At 63.5% G+C, this 23,662-nt stretch carries 23 protein-coding genes and 2 pseudogenes; 13 read left to right on the forward strand and 12 right to left on the reverse strand.

Annotated features, from left to right (window positions below):
• Positions 1-49: 49 nt before the first annotated feature.
• On the forward strand, positions 50-2,065 hold the full coding sequence (locus tag GGR03_RS18250) for a diguanylate cyclase (protein ID WP_183210219.1): 2,016 nt from the start codon (positions 50-52) through the stop codon (positions 2,063-2,065).
• Between the two features lie 116 nt (positions 2,066-2,181).
• Here GGR03_RS18250 and GGR03_RS18255 read toward each other — a convergent pair.
• Positions 2,182-2,573 (reverse strand): annotated as a pseudogene (locus tag GGR03_RS18255) (chromate transporter); the annotation flags it as partial.
• A 7-nt stretch (positions 2,574-2,580) separates the two neighbouring features.
• On the opposite strand from GGR03_RS18255, the gene GGR03_RS18260 reads away from it, so the two are divergent.
• Positions 2,581-2,739: a hypothetical protein gene (locus GGR03_RS18260; protein ID WP_183210220.1), complete on the forward strand. Its 159-nt coding sequence runs from the start codon at positions 2,581-2,583 to the stop codon at positions 2,737-2,739.
• 159 nt (positions 2,740-2,898) lie between these two features.
• Here GGR03_RS18260 and GGR03_RS18265 read toward each other — a convergent pair whose 3' ends face one another.
• From GGR03_RS18265 to GGR03_RS18290, 6 genes are all read right to left on the reverse strand, one after another.
• Complete coding sequence (locus GGR03_RS18265; RefSeq protein ID WP_425486727.1) at positions 2,899-3,156, reverse strand: GNAT family N-acetyltransferase; 258 nt, start codon at positions 3,154-3,156, stop codon at positions 2,899-2,901.
• Positions 3,157-3,520: 364 nt separating this feature from the next.
• Positions 3,521-4,051 (reverse strand): VOC family protein, encoded by a 531-nt coding sequence (locus tag GGR03_RS18270; protein ID WP_183210221.1) that lies wholly within the window; start codon positions 4,049-4,051, stop codon positions 3,521-3,523.
• 114 nt (positions 4,052-4,165) lie between these two features.
• On the reverse strand, positions 4,166-5,014 hold the full coding sequence (locus tag GGR03_RS18275; protein ID WP_183210222.1) for an alpha/beta fold hydrolase: 849 nt from the start codon (positions 5,012-5,014) through the stop codon (positions 4,166-4,168).
• A 42-nt stretch (positions 5,015-5,056) separates the two neighbouring features.
• Positions 5,057-5,887, reverse strand: a complete 831-nt coding sequence (locus tag GGR03_RS18280; RefSeq protein WP_183210223.1) for an oxidoreductase — start codon at positions 5,885-5,887, stop codon at positions 5,057-5,059.
• A complete protein-coding gene (locus GGR03_RS18285; protein ID WP_183210224.1) occupies positions 5,884-6,783 on the reverse strand; it encodes an NAD(P)-dependent oxidoreductase in 900 nt (299 codons plus the stop codon). Before GGR03_RS18285 ends, GGR03_RS18280 begins: the two co-directional genes overlap by 4 nt.
• A gap of 316 nt (positions 6,784-7,099) precedes the next feature.
• A complete protein-coding gene (locus GGR03_RS18290) occupies positions 7,100-7,960 on the reverse strand; it encodes a LysR family transcriptional regulator (RefSeq protein WP_183210225.1) in 861 nt (286 codons plus the stop codon).
• 333 nt (positions 7,961-8,293) lie between these two features.
• Between GGR03_RS18290 and GGR03_RS18300 the strand changes: the two genes are divergently transcribed.
• Together GGR03_RS18300 and GGR03_RS18305 are read left to right on the forward strand one after the other, a co-directional pair.
• Positions 8,294-9,145 carry an SDR family oxidoreductase gene (locus GGR03_RS18300; RefSeq protein WP_343058879.1) on the forward strand — a complete coding sequence of 284 codons (852 nt, stop codon included), beginning with the start codon at positions 8,294-8,296 and terminating at the stop codon, positions 9,143-9,145.
• A 119-nt stretch (positions 9,146-9,264) separates the two neighbouring features.
• Positions 9,265-10,044 (forward strand): alpha/beta fold hydrolase, encoded by a 780-nt coding sequence (locus tag GGR03_RS18305; protein WP_183210226.1) that lies wholly within the window; start codon positions 9,265-9,267, stop codon positions 10,042-10,044.
• Between the two features lie 216 nt (positions 10,045-10,260).
• Here the strand turns inward: GGR03_RS18305 and GGR03_RS18310 are convergent, their stop codons facing one another.
• Complete coding sequence (locus GGR03_RS18310; RefSeq protein ID WP_183210227.1) at positions 10,261-10,881, reverse strand: TetR/AcrR family transcriptional regulator; 621 nt, start codon at positions 10,879-10,881, stop codon at positions 10,261-10,263.
• A gap of 50 nt (positions 10,882-10,931) precedes the next feature.
• On the opposite strand from GGR03_RS18310, the gene GGR03_RS18315 reads away from it, so the two are divergent.
• The 5 genes from GGR03_RS18315 (at position 10,932) to GGR03_RS18335 (ending at position 15,106) form a co-directional block, all read left to right on the forward strand.
• Complete coding sequence (locus GGR03_RS18315; RefSeq protein WP_183210228.1) at positions 10,932-11,807, forward strand: oxidoreductase; 876 nt, start codon at positions 10,932-10,934, stop codon at positions 11,805-11,807.
• A 99-nt stretch (positions 11,808-11,906) separates the two neighbouring features.
• Complete coding sequence (locus GGR03_RS18320; RefSeq protein ID WP_183210229.1) at positions 11,907-12,530, forward strand: hypothetical protein; 624 nt, start codon at positions 11,907-11,909, stop codon at positions 12,528-12,530.
• 95 nt (positions 12,531-12,625) lie between these two features.
• Positions 12,626-13,483 (forward strand): cytochrome b/b6 domain-containing protein, encoded by an 858-nt coding sequence (locus GGR03_RS18325; RefSeq protein WP_183210230.1) that lies wholly within the window; start codon positions 12,626-12,628, stop codon positions 13,481-13,483.
• Positions 13,480-14,256, forward strand: a complete 777-nt coding sequence (locus tag GGR03_RS18330; RefSeq protein ID WP_183210231.1) for a molybdopterin-binding protein — start codon at positions 13,480-13,482, stop codon at positions 14,254-14,256. The genes GGR03_RS18325 and GGR03_RS18330 overlap by 4 nt, the downstream gene beginning before the upstream one ends.
• Positions 14,257-14,302: 46 nt before the next feature.
• The gene (locus tag GGR03_RS18335) at positions 14,303-15,106 is read left to right on the forward strand and encodes an aspartate/glutamate racemase family protein (protein ID WP_343058882.1); all 804 of its coding nucleotides are present in this window, start codon (positions 14,303-14,305) and stop codon (positions 15,104-15,106) included.
• A gap of 167 nt (positions 15,107-15,273) precedes the next feature.
• Here GGR03_RS18335 and GGR03_RS18340 read toward each other — a convergent pair whose 3' ends face one another.
• Entirely contained in the window at positions 15,274-15,936 is a 663-nt protein-coding gene (locus GGR03_RS18340; RefSeq protein WP_183210609.1) for a TetR/AcrR family transcriptional regulator, read from the reverse strand.
• Between the two features lie 78 nt (positions 15,937-16,014).
• Here GGR03_RS18340 and GGR03_RS18345 point away from each other — a divergent pair, with 78 nt between their 5' ends.
• A complete protein-coding gene (locus tag GGR03_RS18345; RefSeq protein ID WP_183210233.1) occupies positions 16,015-16,755 on the forward strand; it encodes an SDR family NAD(P)-dependent oxidoreductase in 741 nt (246 codons plus the stop codon).
• A 365-nt stretch (positions 16,756-17,120) separates the two neighbouring features.
• On the opposite strand, the gene GGR03_RS18350 is transcribed toward GGR03_RS18345, so the two are convergent.
• Positions 17,121-17,330 (reverse strand): cold-shock protein, encoded by a 210-nt coding sequence (locus GGR03_RS18350; protein ID WP_183210610.1) that lies wholly within the window; start codon positions 17,328-17,330, stop codon positions 17,121-17,123.
• Between the two features lie 414 nt (positions 17,331-17,744).
• Positions 17,745-18,002, reverse strand: coding sequence for a hypothetical protein (locus GGR03_RS18355; RefSeq protein ID WP_183210234.1), 258 nt, complete (start codon positions 18,000-18,002; stop codon positions 17,745-17,747).
• A gap of 262 nt (positions 18,003-18,264) precedes the next feature.
• Here GGR03_RS18355 and GGR03_RS18360 point away from each other — a divergent pair, with 262 nt between their 5' ends.
• Together GGR03_RS18360 and GGR03_RS24400 are read left to right on the forward strand one after the other, a co-directional pair.
• Positions 18,265-18,798: a hypothetical protein gene (locus tag GGR03_RS18360; protein ID WP_183210235.1), complete on the forward strand. Its 534-nt coding sequence runs from the start codon at positions 18,265-18,267 to the stop codon at positions 18,796-18,798.
• 1,681 nt (positions 18,799-20,479) lie between these two features.
• Positions 20,480-21,642: pseudogene (locus GGR03_RS24400) on the forward strand (diguanylate cyclase).
• Between the two features lie 187 nt (positions 21,643-21,829).
• Here GGR03_RS24400 and GGR03_RS18375 read toward each other — a convergent pair.
• Positions 21,830-22,288: a GNAT family N-acetyltransferase gene (locus GGR03_RS18375; protein ID WP_183210238.1), complete on the reverse strand. Its 459-nt coding sequence runs from the start codon at positions 22,286-22,288 to the stop codon at positions 21,830-21,832.
• Between the two features lie 270 nt (positions 22,289-22,558).
• On the opposite strand from GGR03_RS18375, the gene GGR03_RS18380 reads away from it, so the two are divergent.
• Positions 22,559-23,608, forward strand: coding sequence for a TAXI family TRAP transporter solute-binding subunit (locus tag GGR03_RS18380; protein WP_425486722.1), 1,050 nt, complete (start codon positions 22,559-22,561; stop codon positions 23,606-23,608).
• Positions 23,609-23,662 lie beyond the last annotated feature (54 nt).

A 23,662-nucleotide genomic window follows, 5' to 3' on the forward strand; every position in this document is an offset into this window, starting at 1 on the left:
AGGCATCGTCGTGCCGCGGTTGGCACCTCATCTGTGAAATCGAGACCTCTTGAAACTGCCCACCATCGGCTCGATCGGCATGCGCAGCAGGCTGATCGCGCTCGTTGCGTTCGCCATGGTTCCGCTGACCATCGCGTTCGTCTGCTATCTTTGGGTCGATCACAACCAGACGATCGCCGCGGCGAAGAACGACGTATACGCCGCCGCGACGCTGGCGGCTGCGACCGAGTCTCGCGTGTTCGACGAAACCAGGACGCTGCTGGAGGCGCTGGCGTTGGTTCCCGCCGTCGTCCCGACCGGAGGAGAGGCATGCTCTTCGTTGATCCGGCGGATAAAGACGGCCAATCCGCTCTACAACACGGTAGGCGTCGTTGACGCCGCCGGGACGATCACCTGCCATAACTCGCTGACGGTGCGCCAGGCTCTGAGCGATGTCGATCTGCGGGACAGGATGATGGCGCCGGAGGCAGCTCAATTTGTCGTCGGGAACTTCGTCATTGGGAAAGTGAGCGGGAAACCAACAGTGATCACTGCGAGCGGATTCCCCCGCGTTCGGGGCGGCTTCGCAGGCGCCGTCTTCGCCAGCTTGAACCTCGACCGCATGACTGCGGAAATAGAGGCGGTCTCTGACGGCGGAAAAAGGACGGTTCTGCTATTGGAACCAGATTCAGGTCGCATCATCGTCCATTATCCGCCGCTGCTCGGCGTCCCCTTTGGCGCGCCTTTCCCGGGACACCCACTGACGGCCGCAGTCCGAAATATGCCTGGCGGCGGAACGGCCGAAGTGGCGGGGATTGATGGCGCGGACAAGGTATTCGGCTTCGCTCCTCTCTCGAGCGCAGGGAACATCGTTCTTGCGGTCGGCGAGGACAGGAGCTCGGTGATGGCACCGGTCCGCCATCGGCTAATGCTGTCTTCTGTCGGACTTCTGACGTTGCTGCTCGTTGCAACCTCGGCTGTGTGGTGGATCAGCGAGCGGATGCAATTGCGCCCGCTTCGACGCCTCATGGACGCGGCGACGGGGATCGGTTCTGGGGATTTCGCCGCTACGGCAGATCTCGAGCCTTGGCAGGCTCCGGAGCTCCGGAAGCTCGGCCGCGTCCTTGACGCGATGTCGAGGAAGCTCTCGATCGGGCGGGAGGCCGAACTGGTCGTGGCTGCTAGCGAAGCTCGGTTCCGTGCGCTCGCGGAGAACACTGCCGACCTTATCACGTGGACGGATACTACCGGACGACGCGTCTACGTCTCTCCCGCCAGCCGCGACGTCCTCGGATGCGAACCGGTAGAGCTGATCAATATGCGACCGCGTGATCTTGCGCACCCGGACGACGTCGGGATCGTCGATGCGATGATGGCCGAGGTGCTGGCGGGCCGAGCGGTGGCGGGGGTCCAATATCGCGTCGCCCATCGGGGCGGAGGTTTCCGCTGGGTGGAGGTGGCTGGCAAGCCTCTGGAGGCTGGTGCAGGGACGGTCTTCGTCATGCGAGACTTCACGTCCCGCAAGATGATGGAGAGCCAGCTTGCGGAAGCGAACCTGAAGCTGGAGAAGCTGGCATCCACCGATGGCCTGACCGGCCTCGCCAATCGGCGGGCCCTCGACAAGCAGTTGGACACCGAGTTCGCTCGCGCGGTCCGCGCCAAGACCGACCTCAGCTTTCTCCTGATCGACGTCGACAGCTTCAAGGCCTTCAACGACACGTACGGGCACCCAGCCGGAGACGAATGTCTTCGCCGGATCGCCGAGGCGCTTGAGGGAAATCTGCGACGTCCGGGGGACTTTACGGCGCGCTATGGCGGAGAGGAGCTTGCGGCGGTGATGCCCGCCACCAGCGCGGCCGGAGCCTTCGAGCGCGCAGAGGTCGTGCGTCAGGCAGTCCGGGAACTGGCGATTCCGCATTCCGGCAGCAGCCACGGCGTCGTGACGATCAGCGCGGGCGTTGCGACGTTGACGGCAGGGGCGGGAGCGGAACTGCGGGATCTCGCCGGGTTGATCCAATCGGCGGACGTGGCTCTTTACGGGGCCAAGGCAAAAGGTCGCGATAATGTCGTAGCGGCGGCGGCTTAGTAGGGGCCGTGAAGAGCGCTCGTCGGTACTAGCGACCGGACGGGGTGGATTGCGGACAGGCAGCTTTCTGGCGTCGACGAGTGAAAAGCGGCCGCATGTTGAGCTTCTAAGCCGTTTCAGATCAAACCCTCTGCGAGATGCCAGAGGGCTCCCGCACCTGCGACTCCCAAGAGAGTCGGCAGGATACCGATGTGGAATCGGACTAAGCCGAGAGCGGCTGCGGCAAACAGCAGGAGGGCGACGGGGTCGACGCTCGAAGGGATTGGAACATCAAGCGAAAGCAGACCCGCTTGGACTTCATCAACCTTTCGGAAGAGGACGTGCATCCCAAACCAGACGCCTAGGTTCAGGATCACCCGACCACCGCCGCCGTGATCGCCGCGAGAGCGCCGGAGACCGCCCGGTTGCCGCGCATGCGCTCGATGAACGGCGCGCCGAGAAAGATCCACAGGAAGCAAGGCGTGAACGTCACCCAGGTCGTGAGCAACCCGCCGAGGGTGCCGGCGAGATAGCTGATGGCGACCCACGACCTCCGTCTCGCCGAGAGGATCGCCCATCAAGTCGCATTCCTCGAGGACGGCGAAATCGTCGAGCAGGGGCCGCCCGACCGGATGTTCCGCCATCCTTCGGATCCCAGGACGGTGCGCTTTGTCAGGACTCTTACGGGCACCTGAAGCGGACCATCCGCAAACCCTGACGGGATTAACCGACCGCTGTCCCGGATAAGCTAAGGTCGAGCCGCTTGCGCATGAACACGCGGCGAAAGCCGTCCTGTTCTGCGCGATCGTACTCCTCCCATCCCAGTCTCTCGTAAATCCTAAGGTTCTCGTACATCAACTCGTTGGTGTAGAGGCGCAGCTCGTCGTAGCCGCCTTGGCGAGCATACGCTTCAGCATGGTCAGGAGCCTTCTTCCGAAACCCCGGCCCTGATGTGCACGCCCGACCGCGACATTGCTGACTAGAACATGGTCGGCTTCCCGTCGCAGAACGATAAGACCTCCGACCTCCTCGTCCATCACCAGAACCCACACGCAACCGCTGCCGACAAGCCGCCCGTAGTCGTCGCTCATCGGTGCGGGCTCACGCCCCATGCGCTCCACATAACAGCCGTAGGCATCGTCCACTAAGGCTGTAATGGCTTGAACGTCTGAGTTGGTGGCGGAACGGATATGCGGTCGGGGCACGGTTTCATCCTGCCTTCGAAAAGTCTCCGCATACTTTGATCAGCACGCGGACGAAGGCAATGATGCGACTGTGGTCGAGGGCGCCGATGCAATGCCCGCTTGCGGCTGCCCTGTATTGGAGGCGTTGCCGCGACTTGGCTCCAGCGCTAGACGGCAGATTTTTCTGTCCGTGGCCCTGGAAGGAGACGGTCTCCTTTTGACAGCAAGCGCCGGGTGCAAGTCTGTCGCCGTGGCAAAGATGTCCGGCACCAGCAGGAGATTGCAGCTCAGCTTAATCGTCGTCCTGCCACCTGCGAAGATCAGTCTGGGCATGATACGCCATTTGGTCAGGCGTCGTGATGAATTCGATTGTCGTTCCCCAGGGCATACGACAGTAGCAGACTTTGTTCCCGGGTCCCTTTTCAGTCGCGTAGGGGATTGCTCGCGGAGCGGTAAGCGCGGTGCCGCCGGCTTTTTCGAAGCGCTCGACAGCCGTGTCGATATCGTCGGTGTAGACGCCGAAATGGGTGATGCCGAAGTCACTCGCCCGGACGGGTTGCGCCTGTTCGGGTCCGTGCATCTCAAATAGTTCGATGTCCGGCCCGGTCCCGATCTTCACCATCGCCTGTCCACGGACTACCGTTCCCGGGAAGGCTCCCACCGCCCGCTCAAACTCGTGTCCCTGGCGCGGCGGATCGTTCGGGCCGAAGGACTGATAGATCAGTTGTCCCCCAAACGCCTCGATAATGAATGCCGTTGCAGCTTCGATATCTGGCACGGTGATGCCGATATGATTGACGCCGCGTATCGTCGATGCGGTCATGACGGTCTCCTTTTTCTGGACAGGTTTGTTGCTGCGGACGGCCGGCTCTGAACCTGGCATCGTCCGATGTGCCCGGGCGGATCGCGCCATTGCGCGTCCGCCGGCATGGTGCTCTCAATGGGCGGAAAGAAACGCGATCAGGGCCGAGGCAACCTCGTTCGGTCGCTCGTCCGGGACATAGTGGCTGCACCGTTCTATCGCGCCGCCGGTCACGTTGGTTGCGAACTCCTCGAGCATCGGCACCATGCGCGAGCCGAACCGCTGGTCGCCGCCGAGCGCCAGAACCGGCACATCCAGTGGTTGCCTCTTATATTCCAGCGCGGCCGCATGATCGGCATCGAAGCTGCGGTACCATTCCATGCCGCCGCGGGTGCGCCCGGGAAGGGCCAGAGCCCTGGCATAGATGTCGATGTCGGCCGGATCATAGCTGTTGTGGTCGTAGATCCGCTCCGCGATGAAAGCAGATACATAATCATACTCGCGGCCGTAGATCAGACGCTCCGCCAGGTCCCGGTTCATATGAAACGCGAAGTGCCAAAGCTTCGCGGCGGTCGCTTCCCATTCGCTCCAGCCCGGAAGCGGCACGTCGAGTATCGCCAGATGGGAGACCGCGTCCCGGTGCGTTGCCGCCAGCGCCAGCGCGACCATACCGCCGATGTCATGCCCACATACCGCGTAGCGCTCATGCCCCAGCGCGCTCATGACCTCATGGACGTCACGCGCAAGCGTCGCCTTGTCGTAACCATCCAGCGGGCACTCCGAAAAGCCTGCACCGCGGAGGTCCACGGCGACCACGCTGAACCGCGCGGCCAGCAACGGCATGACACGGTGCCACTCCCACCATGTCTGCGGGAAGCCGTGGATCAGAACGATCGGCGGACCCTCACCGCCGGTGACCGTGTTCATCTTGACGCCGTTCGCCGCGATGATCTGCTGGGTGAATCCGTTCAAAGCTGCAATCATGATTTTGCTCCGGAACAGGAAAATACGGGCGAAGGTCCGCCTTCAAGCCCGATCAAAATCCGTGTGGATCGCGATATCGCGCCACGCATCCATGTCAGCCTTGAACGCCCTCAGCTTTCGTTCGGCGATCGCGTAAGCCACCGGGCCAAGCGGGAGGTGTAGCGGCGGCTCTTCGGCGTCGACCGCTTGCAGGATCACGGCTACCGCCTTGTCGGGATCGCCGGCCTGGTTGCCATCGTTCGTCTCGCGGTACCGTCGGCGCTTGCCGGAGCTCGCGGCATATTCGGGCATCTGCCTCGCCGCCATGGTGGTCGACCGGCCGAGGAATTCGGTGCGGAAAGGGCCGGGTTCGACGATGATCACGCGGATGCCGAACGGTTGGAGCTCGTCCGCAAGGGCTTCCGACACGCCTTCGACCGCGAATTTCGCCGCGTTGTAATAACCGCTACCACCGCCGCCGGCGATGCCTGCGCCAGAGGAGAAGTTGACGATCGTCCCGCCACGGCTTCGCAGAGCGGGGAGGGCGGCCTTGGCCGTTTCGATCAGGCCGAAAACGTTCACGTCGAACATCGGGCGATACTCGTCGGACGCCCCTTCCTCGATAGCGCCATACAGGCCATAGCCGGCGTTGTTGACGAGGATGTCCAACCCGCCGAACGACGCCTCGGCGCCCGCGACGGCCGACACCGCAGACGCGGCATCGGTCACGTCCAGCGGCAGCGCGATCATGCGGCCGCCATAGGCAGCGGCCATGTCCTCGATCGACCGCGGATCGCGCGCCGTCGCGACAACCTGGTCGCCACGGTCCGCGGCGGCGATCGCCAGGCGCTGGCCGAAGCCGCTCGAACAGCCGGTGATGAGCCAGGTCTTCATGGGTGCTTCTCCTTTGCGGCCGCGGATATCGTCGAACGGTTGCCCCCGCGCAGGGTGACGTCGGCCATGATCGACCAGTCCCGCTCGCCAAGCCCAGCCGAGACGGCGTCACTCAATCGCTCCCGCACCGCGTCGAGCATCGGCAGGCTGCGTCCTGTCGCGCTGCCTGCCTCGGTCGCCAGTCGCAGGTCCTTGAGGCCAAGCTTGGCTTGGAAGCCTGGCTTGAACGCCCCTTCGGTGATCTGCGCGCTGTAGCTTTCATAGGCCCGCCCGGCGAAGAGCGTCCCCAGGATCAATTCGAAGAAGCGCGCGCGTTCTAGGCCGACGCTCTCGGTCAGCGCGACGCCTTCCGCCATGGCCTCGATCGCCATGGCGATCATCATGTTGGCGGCGATTTTGGCCGCATTGGCCTGAGCCGGGATCTCGCCAAGCTGCCAGACCTTCTTGCTGAGCACGGCGAGCAACGGCTTGATGGCGGTGATAGCGTCCACCTTGCCGCCGACCAGCATGTTTAGCTCGCCCCTGGCGGCAACATCCGGCCGCCCCAGGACCGGCGCCGACACAAAGCCGACGCCAGCCTCTTCATGCCGTGCCGCGAGCTCTTCTGCGAAGGCGATAGAGATGGTGGAGGTTACCACGTGGATCAGCTCGGCGCGTGCGCCATCGAGGAGCGCGCCCTCGAGCACCACCCCCCGGATCGCAGCGTCGTCCGACAGCATGGTGAAGACCACTTCCGCCTGAAAGGCTTCTTCGGGCCCGTCGACGGTCGTAATCCCATGTGCTGCCTCCGGCTTCAACGCCGTGCGGTTCCACGCGCTGACATCGTGGCCGGCCTTGATGAGATTGCGGGCCATGGCCCTTCCCATGCTGCCAAGCCCGATGAAACCGATGTGCATCTTCTTCTCCGATCGTTTGAACGCCGAGGATCATTCGATACGGCAAAGTAGGCGTACATTTTCGTTGCGAGTACTGACGATTCCGCACATCACGCGGTCAGATCTGTTCGGACCTTGACGACGTCTGGGAAAAGCTTTTCGCGCGTGACGGCGAAGGAGTCCTACATCCATTGGCCATCACCTCAGACCCAGCTTGCCTTCAGCGTGGACGAACCCGTTGCCATCGCCGTGGTCTCGGAAGCTGTGACGTCCGGCGCCCGGAACCAGGCGCCGAGCCAGGGACCGGGAATGGATCAGGGCGGTCTCCCAGACAGAGTCAGGCTTGCATACGAGAGATGTGGTCCGTCACGGTCGTGATGAAGGCTCGCAAGCGCTGGAGGTGCTTCAGATCCCGATGGTAGCCCATCCAGATATCGCGGCCCGGCGGCTTCTCGGGCAGTTCAAGTCGGCGCAGCCCGATGATCTGATCGCCGACGACCTGCGGCAGGACGGCAATGCCGATGCCTTGCTTGGACATATGCCCTTGCACGTTGCGATTGTTCGACCGCATCAGCGGCTGGGCGTTCGGGAAGGCTTCCATGAGCCAGTCGATGTCGGGGAACTGCCCGGTCGAGGTGTCGTGGGTGATGAGGCGAAACCCAGCTCCATCCCGGTAGATCGGGTCCGCGGCGCCCAAAGCGACGTACACGCCATAGTCCAGGTGGACGAGCTTTCGCTGCACGACGTCCGCATTGTTGAAGGGCACGATCCGGAAGGCGATGTCGGCCTCGCGGTGCGCCAGGCTGAACAGGCGCGTTCCCGTCAGGACTTCGATGTCCACGCTCGGATAGGCTCTGGTGTAGTCGGCCACGATCGGCGGCAGGAAATAGGCGCCGAACCAATCGGCGGAGGAGATGCGCAAGCTCCCCTGTAGGTTCTGTTCCTGCCCGGCCAGCCGCCGCTCCATGGCCAGCGCGCTTTCCTCCATCTGCTCGGCGAGCGCTAGAATAGCATTCCCCTCTTCCGTCAGGACGAAACCATCGGCAGTTCGCTGGAACAGGGTCTGACCAGTCGCATCTTCCAGTGCCCGTACGCGTCTGCCGATCGTTGGATGGCTTAACCGTAGCGCCCGGGCCGCGGCCCCAAGCGTTCCCGTCCGCGCCACGGCGAGAAATATCCGGACGTCGCTCCAATCCATCGCTCCACCATCCAATACTGACATAACTGAACAAGCAACGTACGTTTCTGTAAGTTTACTATCAACGCTGAACCGACCAAATGCTGGTCCATGACACACACAACACTAATAGTGACATGCAGCGGCGGCACCTATTTCGACCGCGACCACTATGTCGACGTTCATCTACCGCTGGCGCTCGCGTGCTGGCAGCGGCATGGACTGGAAAGCGCTGCCGCCTTCTTTCCCGCGACGCCGACGCGGTGGATGTCTCTGTGGGGATCTACCGGTTTCGCGACGAGGCCGCCCTTCACGCGGCGCTCGCATCCGCCGAAACGGAGGCGGTGATGGCAGATGTTCCCCGCTTCACCGACGCCACCGTGTCGCGCAGCATCGCTACCCCTCTCTGACGGGGCCGGACGCCCCCGGCCGGTGGGGCACCCGCAGACGACCGTCGACAGGCGCAATCCCTTCCGCATTCAAAGGACAAGCATGATGAAGTTTTCTGATCGAAAGGTCTTCGTCGTCGGCGGCAGTCGCGGTATGGGTGCCGCGATAGTGCGGCGCTTTTCCGCAGCCGGGGCGACCGTTGTGTTCACATACGTCGCTTCTGCCGAAGCGGCCAACCAACTCGCCGCCGAAACAGGCGCACAGGCCGTCCGGGCGGATGCCGGCGAACGCGAGGTGCTCATCGCGTCGATCCGTGACGCCGGGCCGATCGACATATTCGTCTATAACGCTGGTCTGTTGGTGTTCGGCGATCCGCTGACGCTGGTCGCCGACGACGTCGACCGGATGATCGACGTCAACGTGCGAGGCGCCTATTTCGGAAGTGTCGAGGCGTCGCGGATGATGCCCAATGGCGGTCGCATCCTCGTCATCGGATCGAACACCGCTGACAACATGCCGTGGCCCGGGCTTGCCGCCTACGTGATGACCAAAGCTGCGATGCAGGGCATGGCGCGCGGTCTGACACGCGACGTGGGCTCGCGCGACATCACGGTCAACGTGATCCCGCCCGGCCCTACCGATACGGACATGAACCCGGCCGAGGGTCCTCGGGCAGCTTCCATGCTCGCGCCGATGGCCATAAAGCGCTACGGCACCCCGGACGAAGTGGCAGACCTGGCGCTCTACCTCGCCGGCACGCAGGCGCGTGGGATCACGGGTTCCTTGCACACGATCGACGGCGGCTTTGCCGCCTGAACCGTGCACGCGAGCGCAAAGCCGCAGTCGGCTCGACCGGAGCGGAAGCGGCGGAGGCACCAAACGGTTCCGCCGAGTTCTGCGCATTCGAATTCACTTGGATTCAGGAGCATTGAAACATGGAAATCGATCGCCGGACCGTCGTGACCGCGCTGGCGGCTGCGTTGGCAGCCCCTCTCGTCCCCGCGCTTTCATTCGCGGCCCAACCTCACCCCGGGAGGGCCCGCAACGTCGTCCTCGTTCACGGGCTGTTTGTTGACGGCTCATCGTGGGCTGACGTGATCGGCCCCCTGCAAAGTCGCGGGCTCAACGTGACATCGGTCCAAAACCCGCTCACGACGTTACCCGAGGCGGTGGACGCGTGTCGCCGGGTCCTCGCCCGTCAGGAGGGACCGACCGTGCTCGTCGGACATTCGTTCTCGGGCATGATCGTCACCGAGGCGGGGACCGCCCCGAATGTATCGGCGCTGGTATACGTCGCCGCCCGGGCTCCTGACGCCGGCGAGGACTACACTGCGCTTGCCAAGCGGTTTCCTGCGGCGCCCGCAGCGGCGGGCATCGTGTTTGACGGTGAAGAGGGGCGACTGACCGAGGAAGCCTTTCTGCATGATTTCGCACCCGACTTACCGCCGGAGAAGGCCAGGGTACTTTACGCGGTGCAGTGGCCCTTTCGCAAAGAGCTGACGATGGGCAAAGTCAGCCAGGCCGCGTGGCGGACCAAACCCTCTTTCTACGCAGTGTCTGCCGACGATCGGGTGATCGATCCCAGGCCGCAACGCTTCATGGCGAAGCGGATGGGCGCTTCGACGGTCGAGCTGGCATCAAGCCACGTTTCGCCGATTTCCCATCCCGACGAGGTGGCGAAGTTGATCCTGCGAGCGGCAGGACACGATGCCTGACCAAACGAGAACGGCTCGATCCGGGTCGCAGGTCGAGCCGGTGCGGGGATCGGCATTCCGCTCTTTCGCGGGTAGCGCGGGAGGGCAGCGAGGATCGCTGAATGGCCGTGGGGTCGAGGTGAACCATGGCTTCTAACTCCGGCGCCCTTATCCGACGGTCTGAAACGTCCCGTTGTGGGTGGCGCAAATCTCCATGCGCCCGAAAGCGCAAAGGGCTCACGGATGACAGTCGGCGCCGGGGTTTGCGAGGCCCCGCAGCAAGGTTTCGGCGACCTCTCGTGCCTGCATGGCGAGCGCGTCGTCCGGCAATTCGCCAGCCGTCCAGAAGGACAGCACGCCTCGGAAGCCGAACGCGAGTTGCCCCGGCAGGAACCGCAACGTCCGCTCTCTGTAGGCTTCGGGTAGGCCGTCCCCGTCGCCCAGCGCCATTGCCCACAAGGCTTTCGACTGCGCGAGAATGTTTCCGGGGGCGGGCCCGGAGGTCCCGATCCACCCCATAACCACGCGGTTGACCTCCGGCTTCTCGAGGATGCCGGCGATGGCAATGTCGATGGCCAGCAACACGCGGTCGGCCGCCAGCGGGGGCAGTCGGCGCTCGGCAAAACGCTTCACCACCGTCTCGATCCGCCGGGCTGCAAGTGCGTGCATGAGCGCAGCCTTGTTGCCGAACTGATTGAATGGCGTCGCAAAGCTGACGCCCGCCTCGGCCGCCAAATCGCGCATCGAGAAGTTGGCCTTGCCCTCCTGGAGCAGCCGTTCCGCGGCATCGAGCACGTTCTGACGCAGCGGCTCGCCTCTGACATTGGTGGCGGTCGAGCGAGTCTTGTCACGGGTCATGTTGGTATCTATATCATGATATAGTTATTGCCATCGCTTGGAGTTAGACCATGGCAAATGCCGATCGCAAAACCTTTCTGATCACCGGCGTCAGTTCTGGCCTCGGGCGCGCCTTCGCCGCGGGGGCACTGGCGGCAGGCCACCGCGTTGTCGGCACGGTGCGGCGGGAAACCGACGCTGGGGATTTCGCCGCCGTCGCGCCGGAGCGCGCCCACCCGATCCTGCTCGACGTCACCGATCTCAACGCTGCTCCTGCGGCCGTTGCCGAGGCCGAGCAGATGGCCGGTCCGATCGACGTGCTGGTGAACAATGCCGGCTATGGCCAAGAGGGTGTGTTGGAGGAATCCTCCATGGACGACCTCCAGAGACAGTTCGCCGCCAACGTCTTCGGCCCGGTGGCGATGATGAAGGCTGTGCTGCCTGGAATGCGCCAGCGGCGGCGCGGCCACATCGTCAACGTCACGTCCATGGGCGGCTTCATCACGCTGCCTGGTATCGCCTTCTACTGCGGCAGCAAGTTCGCTCTGGAGGGTATCTCCGAGGCCCTCGGCAAGGAGGTGTCGGGTTTCGGGATCCGCGTGACCGCCCTTGCTCCCGGCCAGTTCCGTACCGAATGGGCCGGGCGATCCATGGATCGCGCCGTCCGCAGCATCGTCGACTACGACGCGGTCATGGATCCGATCCGCGCCGCCCGGCAGGCAAAGAACGGCAATCAACCGGGCGATCCGACCAGGGCCGCCCAGGCGCTGCTGACCTTGATCGATTCCCCGGAGCCGCCGGTGCGGCTCTTCCTGGGCGACGATGCCTTGCTTCTGGTCGAGCAGAAGCTGGAGAGCATGAAGGCTGAAATAGCCGCCTGGGACGCCCTCTCGCGCTCGACGAGCTTCAACTCACACGAGCCACTGACAGCGACCGCCATTCAGTAGGCGCCGACGGCTTCGCTTTGGCTTTCATGTGGGGCGCGCACGAAAGCCATCCCTCCCGCGCCCACCAACGACCTACGATTAGGCAACAAGGAGAACGTCATGTTTCGGAAATCTGTGCCGGCTATCCTGGCAACCGCCATGCTAACGCTACCGCTTGGTCTGCCAGCCTTCGTGCAGAGCGCTGCCGCAGAGACGGTGCGCGTACGCGGCGCTGTCGTCGATGCGGACAGCAAAGCCTTGACGGTGAAGACGCGTGAAGGCGAGACCGTCACCATCGCCCTCGCGCAGGGATGGATGCTCTCGAGCGTCGCGCAGGCGGCCATCGACGACATCAAGCCCGGCGATTATGTGGGCATCGCCTCGCTTCCGACGAACGATGGCGGCGATGGGGCGCTCGAGGTTCTGATCTTCCCGTCGGCGTTGAAGGGCACCGGGGAGGGCAGCTTCGGGTGGGATCTGAAGCCCGACAGCACGATGACCAACGCCACCGTTGCGGACGCCGTCAAGGACGTTGACGGCCGGACCGTGACCGTCTCCTACCACGGCAAGGAGAAGAAGATCGCGGTTCCTGATGGCACGCCCGTCGTCACCCTGGCACCGGCCACGGAAGCTGACCTGAAACCGGGCGCGGCCGTCTTCGTTTCCGGCGACAAGGATGCGGGCGGCGCGATCGCGGCGCAGCAGGTCGTCGTCGGCGCAAACGGCGTCGTCCCGCCGATGTGAGCCGAGCGTCCCCCGGCCTGGCCGACATCGCCCGGCCGGTGGACGCGACAGCCATTCCCTTCCGATCAACCAAGAGCACCATGGGGACCAATCCGATGACCACGGATACGCCGCATGCACCGTCAGCGCCGCGCGAGAGAACCGTCCTCATCCGGCGCCACGCCATCGTCACGCGGCTGACGCACTGGCTGAACGTGCTGTGCCTCAGCTTCCTGCTCCTGAGCGGGCTTCAGATCTTCAACGCCTATCCGCGGCTTCACTGGGGCCAGTACGGTGCCGACGCCGATCCGGCCTTCGTCACGATCGGCGCGCGTGAGCAGAACGGCGAGCCGCAGGGCTTCGTGGAGATCGGGGATGTCTCGCTGCCCACGACGGGGGTCCTCGGCCTGTCGAAGTTGGACGGCGAACCGACCCCGCGAGCGTTTCCAGGGTGGCTGACGCTTCCGTCCTACCAGGACCTGGCCGCCGGCCGGCGCTGGCACTTCTTCTTCGCCTGGGCCTTCGTCATCAACGGCCTCGTCTATCTCGCGTACGGGCTTTGGAGCCATCATTTCCGCCGTGACCTGGCGCCGGATCCCCACGAACTCACGCCGCGCCATCTCTGGCGGGAAGTCGTCGACCATGCGCGCCTGCGCTTCCCGTCAGGCGACGATGCTCGGCACTACAACGCACTGCAAAAGCTTTCCTACATCGCCGTTATCGCCGTCCTGCTGCCCCTGATGCTCCTGACGGGCCTGACAATGTCGCCCGGCATGGACGCCGCCGTCCCGTTCCTTCTCGACATCCTCGGCGGGCGCCAGTCGGCGCGGACGCTTCATTTCATCACCGCATCGCTGCTCGTCCTGTTCGTCATCGTCCATGTCGCCATGGTCATCCTCTCGGGGCCCTGGAACAACATGCGTTCGATGATCACTGGCCGCTATGCCATCCGCAAGGAAGGACCCGACGCATGACCGGTTTTCTCACACGCCGCCGCTTCCTCGTCGGCGGTACGCTCGGCGCGGGCGTGCTCGCGCTCGGCGGCTGCGACGCCCTGGAGCAGAACGAAGATGTCGACGCCGTGCTGCGGTCGGCCGAGAAACTGACGATGGAGGCGCAGCGCCTCCTGCTCGGGCAGGGGACCTTGGCACGCGAATTCTCGCCGGCGGACATCTCGCCTACGTTCCGGGTCAACGGAACGCAGAGCCCCGACAGCGAGGAATACGCCGCGCTCCACGAGAACGGATTTGCCAACTGGCGACTGAAGGTCGACGGCTTGGTGAACCGGCCGATGGAATTCTCGCTGGCCGACCTCCGGAAGCTCCCGTCGCGCACCCAGATCACCCGCCACGACTGCGTCGAAGGCTGGAGCGCGATCGGCCAGTGGACCGGCACCCCGCTCGGACTCATTCTGCAAGCCGCGGAGATGAAAACGGAGGCCCGCTTCGTGGTTTTCCACTGCGCCGACGAACTGGAAAAGACGCTCGACGGCAGCGGCGTCTACTACGAGAGCATTGATCTGGTCGACGCGTTCCATCCCCAGACGATCCTCGCCTACGCGATGAACGGCGAGGACCTCACGGTCGGGCACGGCGCCCCGCTTCGCCTGCGGGTGGAGAGGCAGCTTGGCTACAAGCATGCCAAATACGTCATGCACATCGAGATCGTCGACAGCTTCAGCGGCCTGTGGGGCGGCAGAGGCGGTTTCTGGGAGGATCGCGGCTACCAATGGTATGCCGGGATCTGAGTGCCCTGGAGGTGGTTGGATCCTCGATCCCCCGACGGAGAATGACGTGTCGCAGAAAATCATCGGCCTCATCGGTGGGATGAGCTGGGAGAGCTCGGCCGAGTATTACCGGATCATCAACCAGACCGTCCGGGTACGGCTGGGCGGCCTGCGCTCGGCCCGCTGCCTCATGTGGTCGTTCGACTTCGGCGAAATCGAGGCGTTGCAGCACGCCGGGCGCTGGGACGAAGCCGCTGCCGAGATGGTCGCGGCGGCGCAACGTCTGGAGCGCGGGGGCGCGGACTTCGTGGTGATCTGCACCAACACGATGCACCGCATGGCCGACCAGGTCGAGGCGGCCATCGGGTTGCCGTTGCTGCACATCGCCGACCCGACGGCGGAGCGGATCAAGGCCGCCGGCTTCAGAAATGTCGGCCTTCTCGGTACCGCCTTCACCATGGAACAGGACTTCTACAAGGGACGTCTCGCCGACCGGCACGGGCTCGAGGTCCTGGTGCCGGAGGACGACGACCGGGCGCTGGTGCACCGGGTGATTTACGAGGAACTGGTGCAGGGCCGGGTCGAACCCTCCTCGCGCCAGGCCTATCGCGGTGTGATCGCCCGCCTGGTGGAGCGCGGGGCAGAGGCCGTGATCCTTGGCTGCACGGAGATCATGCTGCTCGTCCGTCCAGAGTACAGCGTGGTGCCGCTGTTCGACACCACGGCCATCCACGCCGAGGCAGCCGTGGATCTGGCCCTCGCGGAAGACAACGTAACGGCGAGCGCGCCGCGCCGCGCCGAATGCGAGGCTTGCCCATGTCCGGTTTCGGCAAGAGCAATAGCCCGACGGAACGTCTTGGAAGGGTCGTGAGCGGAACGGCAGCTTCCCGGCGTCTTCGTCTGAAACCTGCCGGTCCGCTTTCGGCCCGAAGCGCCGCCGGAAATCATTTGTGACGAGGGTGGCTTGCGGGCTTCTTTTACTGAGACGTGGTCGTCAAAGGCGGAATGCCCGATAGCTCCCGACAAGGCCGGCCTTGTTCAAGGGCTAACCGGAACCGTTCGTGCGTCCCACCCGAGCATGGCAGTCTCAGCAACGGACCGCAGCTCCTCCCTGCTGGCCCCGTCGCGAGCCAGGATCGACATGCCGCTCTGAACGGTCTGCACGAAGCGCCCTAGCGCATGAATGTCGGTCGATGCCGGGATCTCACCGCTTTCGATCCCCTCGACCAGGCGTGTCTTGATGCGCTCGAGCGAGACGCTCCGCTCCGCTCGAACCAGGGCGCCGAGCTTGGCATGTCCCTCGCACCCGACGGAGGACAAGGTGACCATGCAGCCTCGGGGGCTGTCGTAGAGCGATCCTGTCAGCGCATCCGCCAGAGCCAGAAGATAGGCCTCGACGGCCTCTCGAGCCGTGCTCGCTGAATGGAAGCAGGTCCAGGCGTGGTGCTCGTAGCTGTCGACGTAGTGTCGTACCGCCTCGGCGTAGAGCGCCTCCTTGGAACCGAAGGCAGCATAAAGGCTCGGCGACCCGATCCCCATCGCCTCCGTCAACTCGGCCATCGAAGTCGCCTCGAAACCCTTCTGCCAGAACAGGCGCATTGCTGCGCCGAGCGCCGTCTCGCGGTCAAACGCACGGGGGCGCCCGCGAGCGCGTGGTCTGGGTTCACAGGGCTTCGTAATGCGACTTCCATCATATTGCATCGATTGACACATAATTGGATTGACCGCCGCCAACAAGGACCCTACTTCTGTATCGATCAACACAGAAAGGGGATGATCATGCAGGAATTGGTAGGCAAGCGCGCTTTGGTGACGGGCGCCTCACGTGGAATAGGCGCGGCAATCGCCGTGGCGTTGGCAGAGAAGGGCGCCGATGTCGCGATCACCTATTCCGGTTCGGCGGACCGGGCGGCCGAGGTCGTCCGGACGATCGAGGGGAAGGGCCGCAAGGCGCTGGCCATTCAGGCCGACAGCAGCGATCCAGATTCTATCAAGCGGTCGGTGGAGGAGACGGTCGCAGTGCTGAGCGGTCTCGACATCCTCGTCAACAACGCGGGGATCGCGCACTACAGCACGATCGCCGAGTTCGGCGTAGACGAAATCGACGCGCTGCTCCGTGTGAACGTGCGCTCCCCTATCCTCGCCGCGCAGGCCGCTATCCCTCATCTGAAAACAGGTGGGCGCATTGTCTCGATCGGCTCGGCGGGCGCCGAGCGCATCGTCGGCGATCCGGGAACCGTGTACTACATGACGAAGTCGGCGCTTCAGTCTTTCACGCGCGGCTTAGCGCGGGAACTGGGCCCACGTGACGTCACCGTGAACCTCGTCCAGCCGGGCTCGACCAACACCGACATGAACCCGGCCGACGGCGAGTTCTCCGACTGGCAGCGTTCGCTGATGCCGCTCGGTCGCTACGGCGATCCGCAGGACGTCGCTGCGGCAGTCGCGTTCCTTGCAAGTCCGGCAGCCAAGCATATCACCGGTGCGATCTTGAATGTCGACGGCGGCCTGAACACCTAAGCCGCACGCCCCTGTGCCGTCCCACCTGTCGGCACGGGGGCTGGTCACCCGGGGAAGGTCAGTTCAAAATCGTTCGCGATCCAACCGATCGTGACCATAGCGTCGACGGGCGGCGCAGCCGTAGAGCGGATGCCCGACCCGCCTCGAACGGCTGCTTCCGAGGATCGACCATCAGCCCGGCGAGTGTCTGAGAAGGATCGAGAGCCGAATGGCAACTTTCGCCGTCAGCATGGCCGGAAGCGGACAGACCGCTTTCGCCCCTAGAGCGCCGGAATCCGCGCTAGAGGTTTCCGGAACGCCCGTTTCCAGCCGGATCGGGAACCCCCGCCGAAACGGGAGTTCCCGCTCTGTGCCTGCTATGCCGCTTACAGGGACTGTAAATTGACGGCCTTGTCGCCCTTGCCGCGGGTGTCAGGCTCGGTGTCGAACGAAACTTTCTGGTTCTCGCTCAAGGAAGACATGCCTGATCGCTCCAGAGCGGAGACGTGGACGAAAACATCCTTCCCGCCGTCATCTGGTGTGATGAACCCGAAGCCCTTATCTACATTGAAGAATTTTACGGTACCAGTTGCCATGAAAGCCTGTCGCAATGAGATCATGGGCGACGTTGCCCAGGCGAGCATGGGCCATGCACTACCGATTGGCAAACTCAGAGCCGTCGCGACTTTCGCTTGAACCCTCGACTTCTTTGCCATCAGGAATATCGACAGGCTCCGTAACAATCAGAAGGCGGTCGAGACGCAGCATGGGCGCCGCCTCATCCTTGGAGAAGTCTGCTTCGAGGGCTATGCGGACGTCGTTTGATTGATGAAGACAAACTCGGAGTCGCAAACGACCTGCTTGCATCAGAAGCATCTGGTTCGTTGTGTACAGGGTCCGTTCATGACGACATCTTTTGCGCGATCGCTGAGGACATCCATCAATGAAACGGTTTGTAGATCGGGCTGTCTAGTTGCGGCAGGACAGGAACGGCGATGCATAGAGGGTCGTCATAACGACTTTTGGGCAGCTATCTCGTCTTCGATGCGAGCATGCGCTGCGGCGACATCCTCATGCTCGTGGCGCGTCAGGACTTGCCATTCCGTTTCACCCGCCTGCGTGGAAAATCCGGCTCTGAATTCTTGCATCCAGATGCACCACGCGCCGCAATCTTCCCAGAGCGTGGTGAGGCGAGCCTCGTCAAGATCACTAAGCGATCGGCGATCTGGAAAATCAACCGCAGCCGGAAGCGTGTCCTTGGAGGACATGGAATAGCCTAACAATAGGAACAAGGGGTGATGCCCTTAGTATTCAGCAACCTCCGCTGTCAGGCTCGGTTCCGCCTCATTATCCGACATGCGCGCGGCGGCGCACGTTTGAGCCCCGCGGATGAGTGGTTGTGCACGACGATTGGGGGCCTAATGGGCTTAGCGCTGTGAGACAACGGGTTGCCGCGGGACTCATGGTTGGCAGCCGGATGCTGACCGGAAATCGTGTTGCATCGCACCGACTTACGGCAGACAAGAGTGAATGGCCTGGCTCACTGACCTTTTGTTTTTCTCTCGCGTTGGTCGGTTCGTCCGGAAGGTCCTCGACGGCACGGAAAAGGCAAGCATCGCCGACGCGGAGTTCGAAGTGGTCGCTTCGCCCGCCGATCTCCCTCCCCGCGTCGAAGACGGAACCCGTCCCTATGCGACTATCCTGCACTGGGGACGCCGATTGCCCGCGACGATCGAAGACGTGCACGAACTTTTTGGACCGGCGGAGAAAGATCTCGGCAAATGCCGGAGTGCCGGTCTGCGGCTTTCGTGGGCTGCCGGAAAAGCGCTCAGAGCAGGCAGGGTGGAGCACGCCCTGATCAGCGAGGCAGTAATTGCTTTGGAGCAGGCCGGAGCTGCGGCTGCGCTAGCTGCCAGCATTTTAGAAAGGCTCGCTTTCGAACATGAGTATGCCAGTCGGCAATGGCTCTCGTTCGTCGAGAAGTTCTACGACGCCGAGGCCGAGATCGCGGACGCGCTAATGGCGATGCGTTTCGTACTCAACGACCCGCTTGATCCTTACTAGCGGCTGACCGTCGCATTCGATGCTGCAAGCGCTAGGCGGAAAATGAAGCGGCGTGGTATCGAGTGTTCCATGCTAGATCAGGAATGGCAGAGTTTTTATCCCATCGACTGCTTGCTCCAGCGGGCAGTCGTAGCGCCGCCGAGCACTACTTCGGCGGTAGTGCCGGGCGCCAGGTCCTCAAGTTGGTGCCTGTAGCGCCTCGTCATCGGGAGGTGGCGGGGCGCTTTCTTGTTGCTGCCGCGGCTCATGCGCCCGCATCGCCGCGCCCGCCGAGCATGGAAGTCAATATTGCCTCCATGCTCGAACAATTTCGGAAATGAGAGCTCGCAGCTACTTCGCTTCGCGGGCGCCTTCGACGTCCCTCGCCAATCGCGCGGCCTTGAGGCGAGCGGACTTGTCGCTGTCAGTCTTCATGCGCTCTTGATTGATCCGCTTTGAAGCCGTGGTTGTCTTCGCATCTCGCACCGTTTTGAAGTGGGCGTCAGCCTGGGATCTCGCGCTCATGTCCATGGTCGATCGTAGCTCCTAAGGGGCGTTACGAACGGACCGTATCACAGCGCGAGCTCTCTGCTTCGACCCATGCGAATGTCGCTTCTGACTTGGCCCGCATCGATCCTAGCCCGCCCGCCGCCATGGACCTCGATCTGCAGGTTTGGGGAACCGCGGCGAAATATTCCCTCGGGAGTGAGGCTTTCCCCTATAGCGAACATCAACGCCGGCGCGCCGGAGGCCGGAAGGAAAGTCCACATTGCTCCAGCCTCGTAAGCCAACCTCACCGGAAGGTGTCCAGCCAACGCTCTCGGCAGCCGCCATTGCCGATTGGGCTACGGGAATGCTCGCGTCACTGGTCCAATGCGTTGGTATCCGGCCCCGCCTGCTCGCCGTTATACTCGTCGCCGTCACCCCGTTCGTCGTGCTGATCGCCCTCGAAATCCGGTCCGACTTTCGCGAGACGCTCGCCGCCGCCCGGGCAGAGGTTCGGACTGCGGCTGAACTTGCCGTCAGCAACCAGTCGCGGGCTTTCCTGGAGAGCCGCGTGTTCCTTGAAACCTTGCAATATACGTCCGCGACGATGCTCGCGGGCGGCCCCGGATGCGATCCCACCCAGGAGCTTCTGCTCGAGGCCAACCCTCAGTTCGTAAGAATTGGCATCGTCGACCAGGCCCGGACATCGATCTGCGATCGTTCGACTGTCGCGTCTGGGTTGCTCGGCGAAACCGTGCTTTTCGAGCGAATGGCTGAGGCTGGCTACGACGGATTCGCTGTAGGCGATCTTACGACGGGCCACGCGGCAACGCGGCCGACCCTGACTCTGGCGATCCGAGACTCATCAAACACCGGCTTTGTGTTCGTCGGGTACGACCTCGAGTACCTGCTCGCGATCGGCGATCAAGACAGACTGACGGCCGGTGCGACCACATCGATGCTGGACAGCCGAAGCGGGCGCTTCGTTGCGGTCGACAAAGCAGGAGACGTGCGTCTGACGGACCCCGTTCCCGGCGGTGCGCTGGCGCTTGCCATTGGCGAAGGCCCCCGATCTGGCGTCGCTGATGCGGTAGGCCTCGACGGTGTGGAGCGTATCCTTGGTTTCGCCGCGCTTCCGGGATCGGAGGGTACAGGATTCATCGCGTCGGTCGGCGTCTCGAAGGCGGAAACGCTTGCCCCGGTTTACGCCCGTTCGATGAAGGCGGCTGCGACGGCACTCCTTGTCTGCCTTCTCGCCTGTCTGGCGACCTGGTGGCTCGGGACGAGAACCCATGTCGTACCGATCGTCCGGCTGACCAGGATGGCGAAAAGGATCGGCATCGGCGATCTCGAAACGAGGGCCGAAATCGCCCCTTGGCAGGCTCCGGAATTCCGTCGCCTGGGTACAAAGCACAACATGATGACTGAGCGCCTGCAGGCGGCCCGGGCGGCGGAGCAAGCTGCCGCCGCACGGGATGCGATCTACAGACTGCTCGCCGAGAATACAGCCGACGTGGTGGTAAGGATTGATGCTGATGGGACGTGCACCTTCGTGTCGCCGGCTGCGCGCGAAGTGTTGGGCACCGACCCCTTCGACATGCTCGGCTCCGATCCGACCACAATCAGCATCCCGGAGGATCGCGGCGTCGTGGAGGAGATGATCGCAACGCTCCGAAGCGGCGATCGGGTTTCTGACGTCCGCTTCCGTGTCCGCCATCCGGTAACCGCTGCGAAATGGGTGGAGGTCACTGCACGGCCGCTGGCCGGCGGCGGCGCGGTTTTGGTCGTGCGCGATATCACCAGGCGGGTGACGATGGAGGAGGAACTCAAGGTAGCCAACCGTCGCCTTGAGGTTCTCGCGTTTGAGGACGCTCTCACCGGCCTGACCAACCGTCGCGCCTTCGATGTGCGGTTCGATGTCGAGTTCAAGCGAGCGGTCCGCGACAAGACCGATCTCAGCCTCATCATCCTCGACATCGATCGCTTCAAGAACTTCAACGATACCTACGGTCATCCCGCAGGTGATGAGTGCCTGCGCCTCGTCGCCACCGCTTTCCGACACAGTCTCAACCGACCGGGCGACGTGGGCGCTCGATACGGGGGGAGGAGTTCGCCGCGATCCTCCCCGGAACGCCCTTGGAGGGCGCTGCCGACAGGGCGCAGGCCATCCGCTCCGCCATCCGTTTGTTGAGCCATGAACACGCCGGATCCGAGTTCAAGATCGTCACGGCGAGCATCGGCGTGGCGACGCTCGCCGCCGGCTCGGGCTATATCGACGCCGCGGGGATGGTGGAGGGAGCGGATCGCAGACTCTACGAGGCCAAGGCGGGCGGTTGGGACACGATCCGGGCGGACGCTCGACCCCCAACAGGAACCTAATCAGGCATCGAGGCCAAGGCTGCGATCAGGATCGCACACTTGGCTGCGCTCAGGCGGAGCCATGAACATTTGGTTGAATAGCCGAACGGCGGCTTTCGACGGCCGACGGCCCGGAAGCGGACAGGCGGGTTTCGGCCCCTTTCTGCAATCAGGCACCAACCCTGAACAGAGGGCATAGCCAAGATGTTCAGAGGAAAAGCTTGTAGCCAATGTGAGTGGGTTTGAAGCCCAGCCTGTCATAGAAGCGGTGAGCATTCGGGCGTGCTTTGTCCGTGGTAAGTTGGACCAAAGAACAGCCACGCGAGCGACACTCTTCCAAGGCCCAAGCGAACAGGGACTCGCCGATCCTCTCGCCGCGGCGATCACCTACAATCCGCACGGCTTCGATCTGTCCGCGCTTCGATCCATTCCTCGCGAGCCCCGGGATAAACGTCAGCTGCAACGTGCCGACGATCTCCATGCTGTCTTGCACTACGCAAAGAAATTGGTTCGGATCGGCGTCGACCTCGCTGAATGCATCGAAATAGTGCTGGGGAGTCTCCTCTGTGGCTGTCTCGCGCTGCGAACCGAGGTCGTCATCTGCCAGCATCGAGACGATTGCCGGGATATCCGCCAGCGTAGCCCGTCGAAATGTCAGCTTCACCATGTGATCTCCTTCCGCGGAGGCTAGCAAGGCCGATGCATCTGCGGCAATTGCTCGGCACGCCGAGAGCCAGCCACCCGTCTGAGAACGTTCGCGCGACGCGGGGGCCCCGCACACCCTGGTTCTGCCTTGCACCGCGTCGCCGACGAATATTGAAATATCTGGGATCCGCGGACGCTGGTAGGATGGCATTCCAGTTCCTGGCGAAGATATCGCTATAGCTTGCCGCTGGCCGCGATTTCGCCTTAGGTGCCGCCATCGAAAGTGGAAGGATTGAAAATGGGATCGCTCAAGAACTCGGGTTGGTTGGCCGCACTGGTCATGTGCGCGAGCGTCGCGACAGTGCCGACGAATGCACAGGAGATGAGCTTCTTCCGCATCGGGACAGGCGGCACGGCCGGCACTTATTTCCCAATCGGTGGTCTTCTCGCCAACGCCATTTCCAATCCTCCGGGCTCGCGCGCCTGTGACGAGGGCGGCTCCTGCGGCGTGCCGGGCCTCGTCGCCACCGCCGTCGCGTCGAACGGCTCCGTCGCCAACATCAACGCCATCGCCGGTGGTTCGCTTGAATCGGCGTTCTCGCAGTCGGATGTCGCCTACTGGGCCTACACGGGCACCGGCGTGTTCGAGGGCCAGCCGGCGGTCGAGAGCGTGCGCGCCATCGCTAATCTGTATCCCGAGAGCATCCACCTTGTCGCGCGGGCCGATGCCGGCATCGAGAGCGTTGCGGACCTCGCCGGCAAGAAGGTCTCGATGGACGAACCCGGCTCGGGTACGCTGGTCGACGCTCGCCTGATCCTCGAGGCGTACGGGCTAAGCGAGGCCGACATCGAGCCGGAATTCCTCAAGCCCAACCAGGCCGCCGATCTGATGCGCGACGGCAATATGGACGCGTTCTTCTTCGTCGGTGGGTTCCCGGCGGGCGCCATCGCGGAACTTGCCACCAGCCTCGACATCTCGCTCGTACCGATCGCTGGGCCGGAGGCGGATGCGATCGCCGACGAATACGGCTTCTTCTCGGCCAATACGGTGCCGGCCGGCACCTACGAGGGCGTCGACGCCGACGTCCAGACACTGGCGGTTGGTGCGCAGTGGGTGACGAGCGCCGATCAGCCCGAAGAACTCGTTTACGAGATCACCAAGGCGGTGTGGAACGAGGGCTCGCGGGCGCTGCTCGACGCCGGCCATGCCAAGGGCAAGGAGATCCGTATGGAGACTGCACTTCAAGGCGTCGGCATCCCACTGCATCCAGGCGCCGAGCGGTTCTATCGCGAGGCCGGCCTAGAGATCCCCGCGGCCGCGAAAGCACCGGCCGCACAGTAAGCGTCCAGAGGCGACAGATGCTGCGGGATCGGCTCTTGGGCCGGTCCCGCTTGG

It is taken from the genome of Aurantimonas endophytica (assembly GCF_014196845.1).
Classification (GTDB): domain Bacteria; phylum Pseudomonadota; class Alphaproteobacteria; order Rhizobiales; family Rhizobiaceae; genus Aurantimonas; species Aurantimonas endophytica.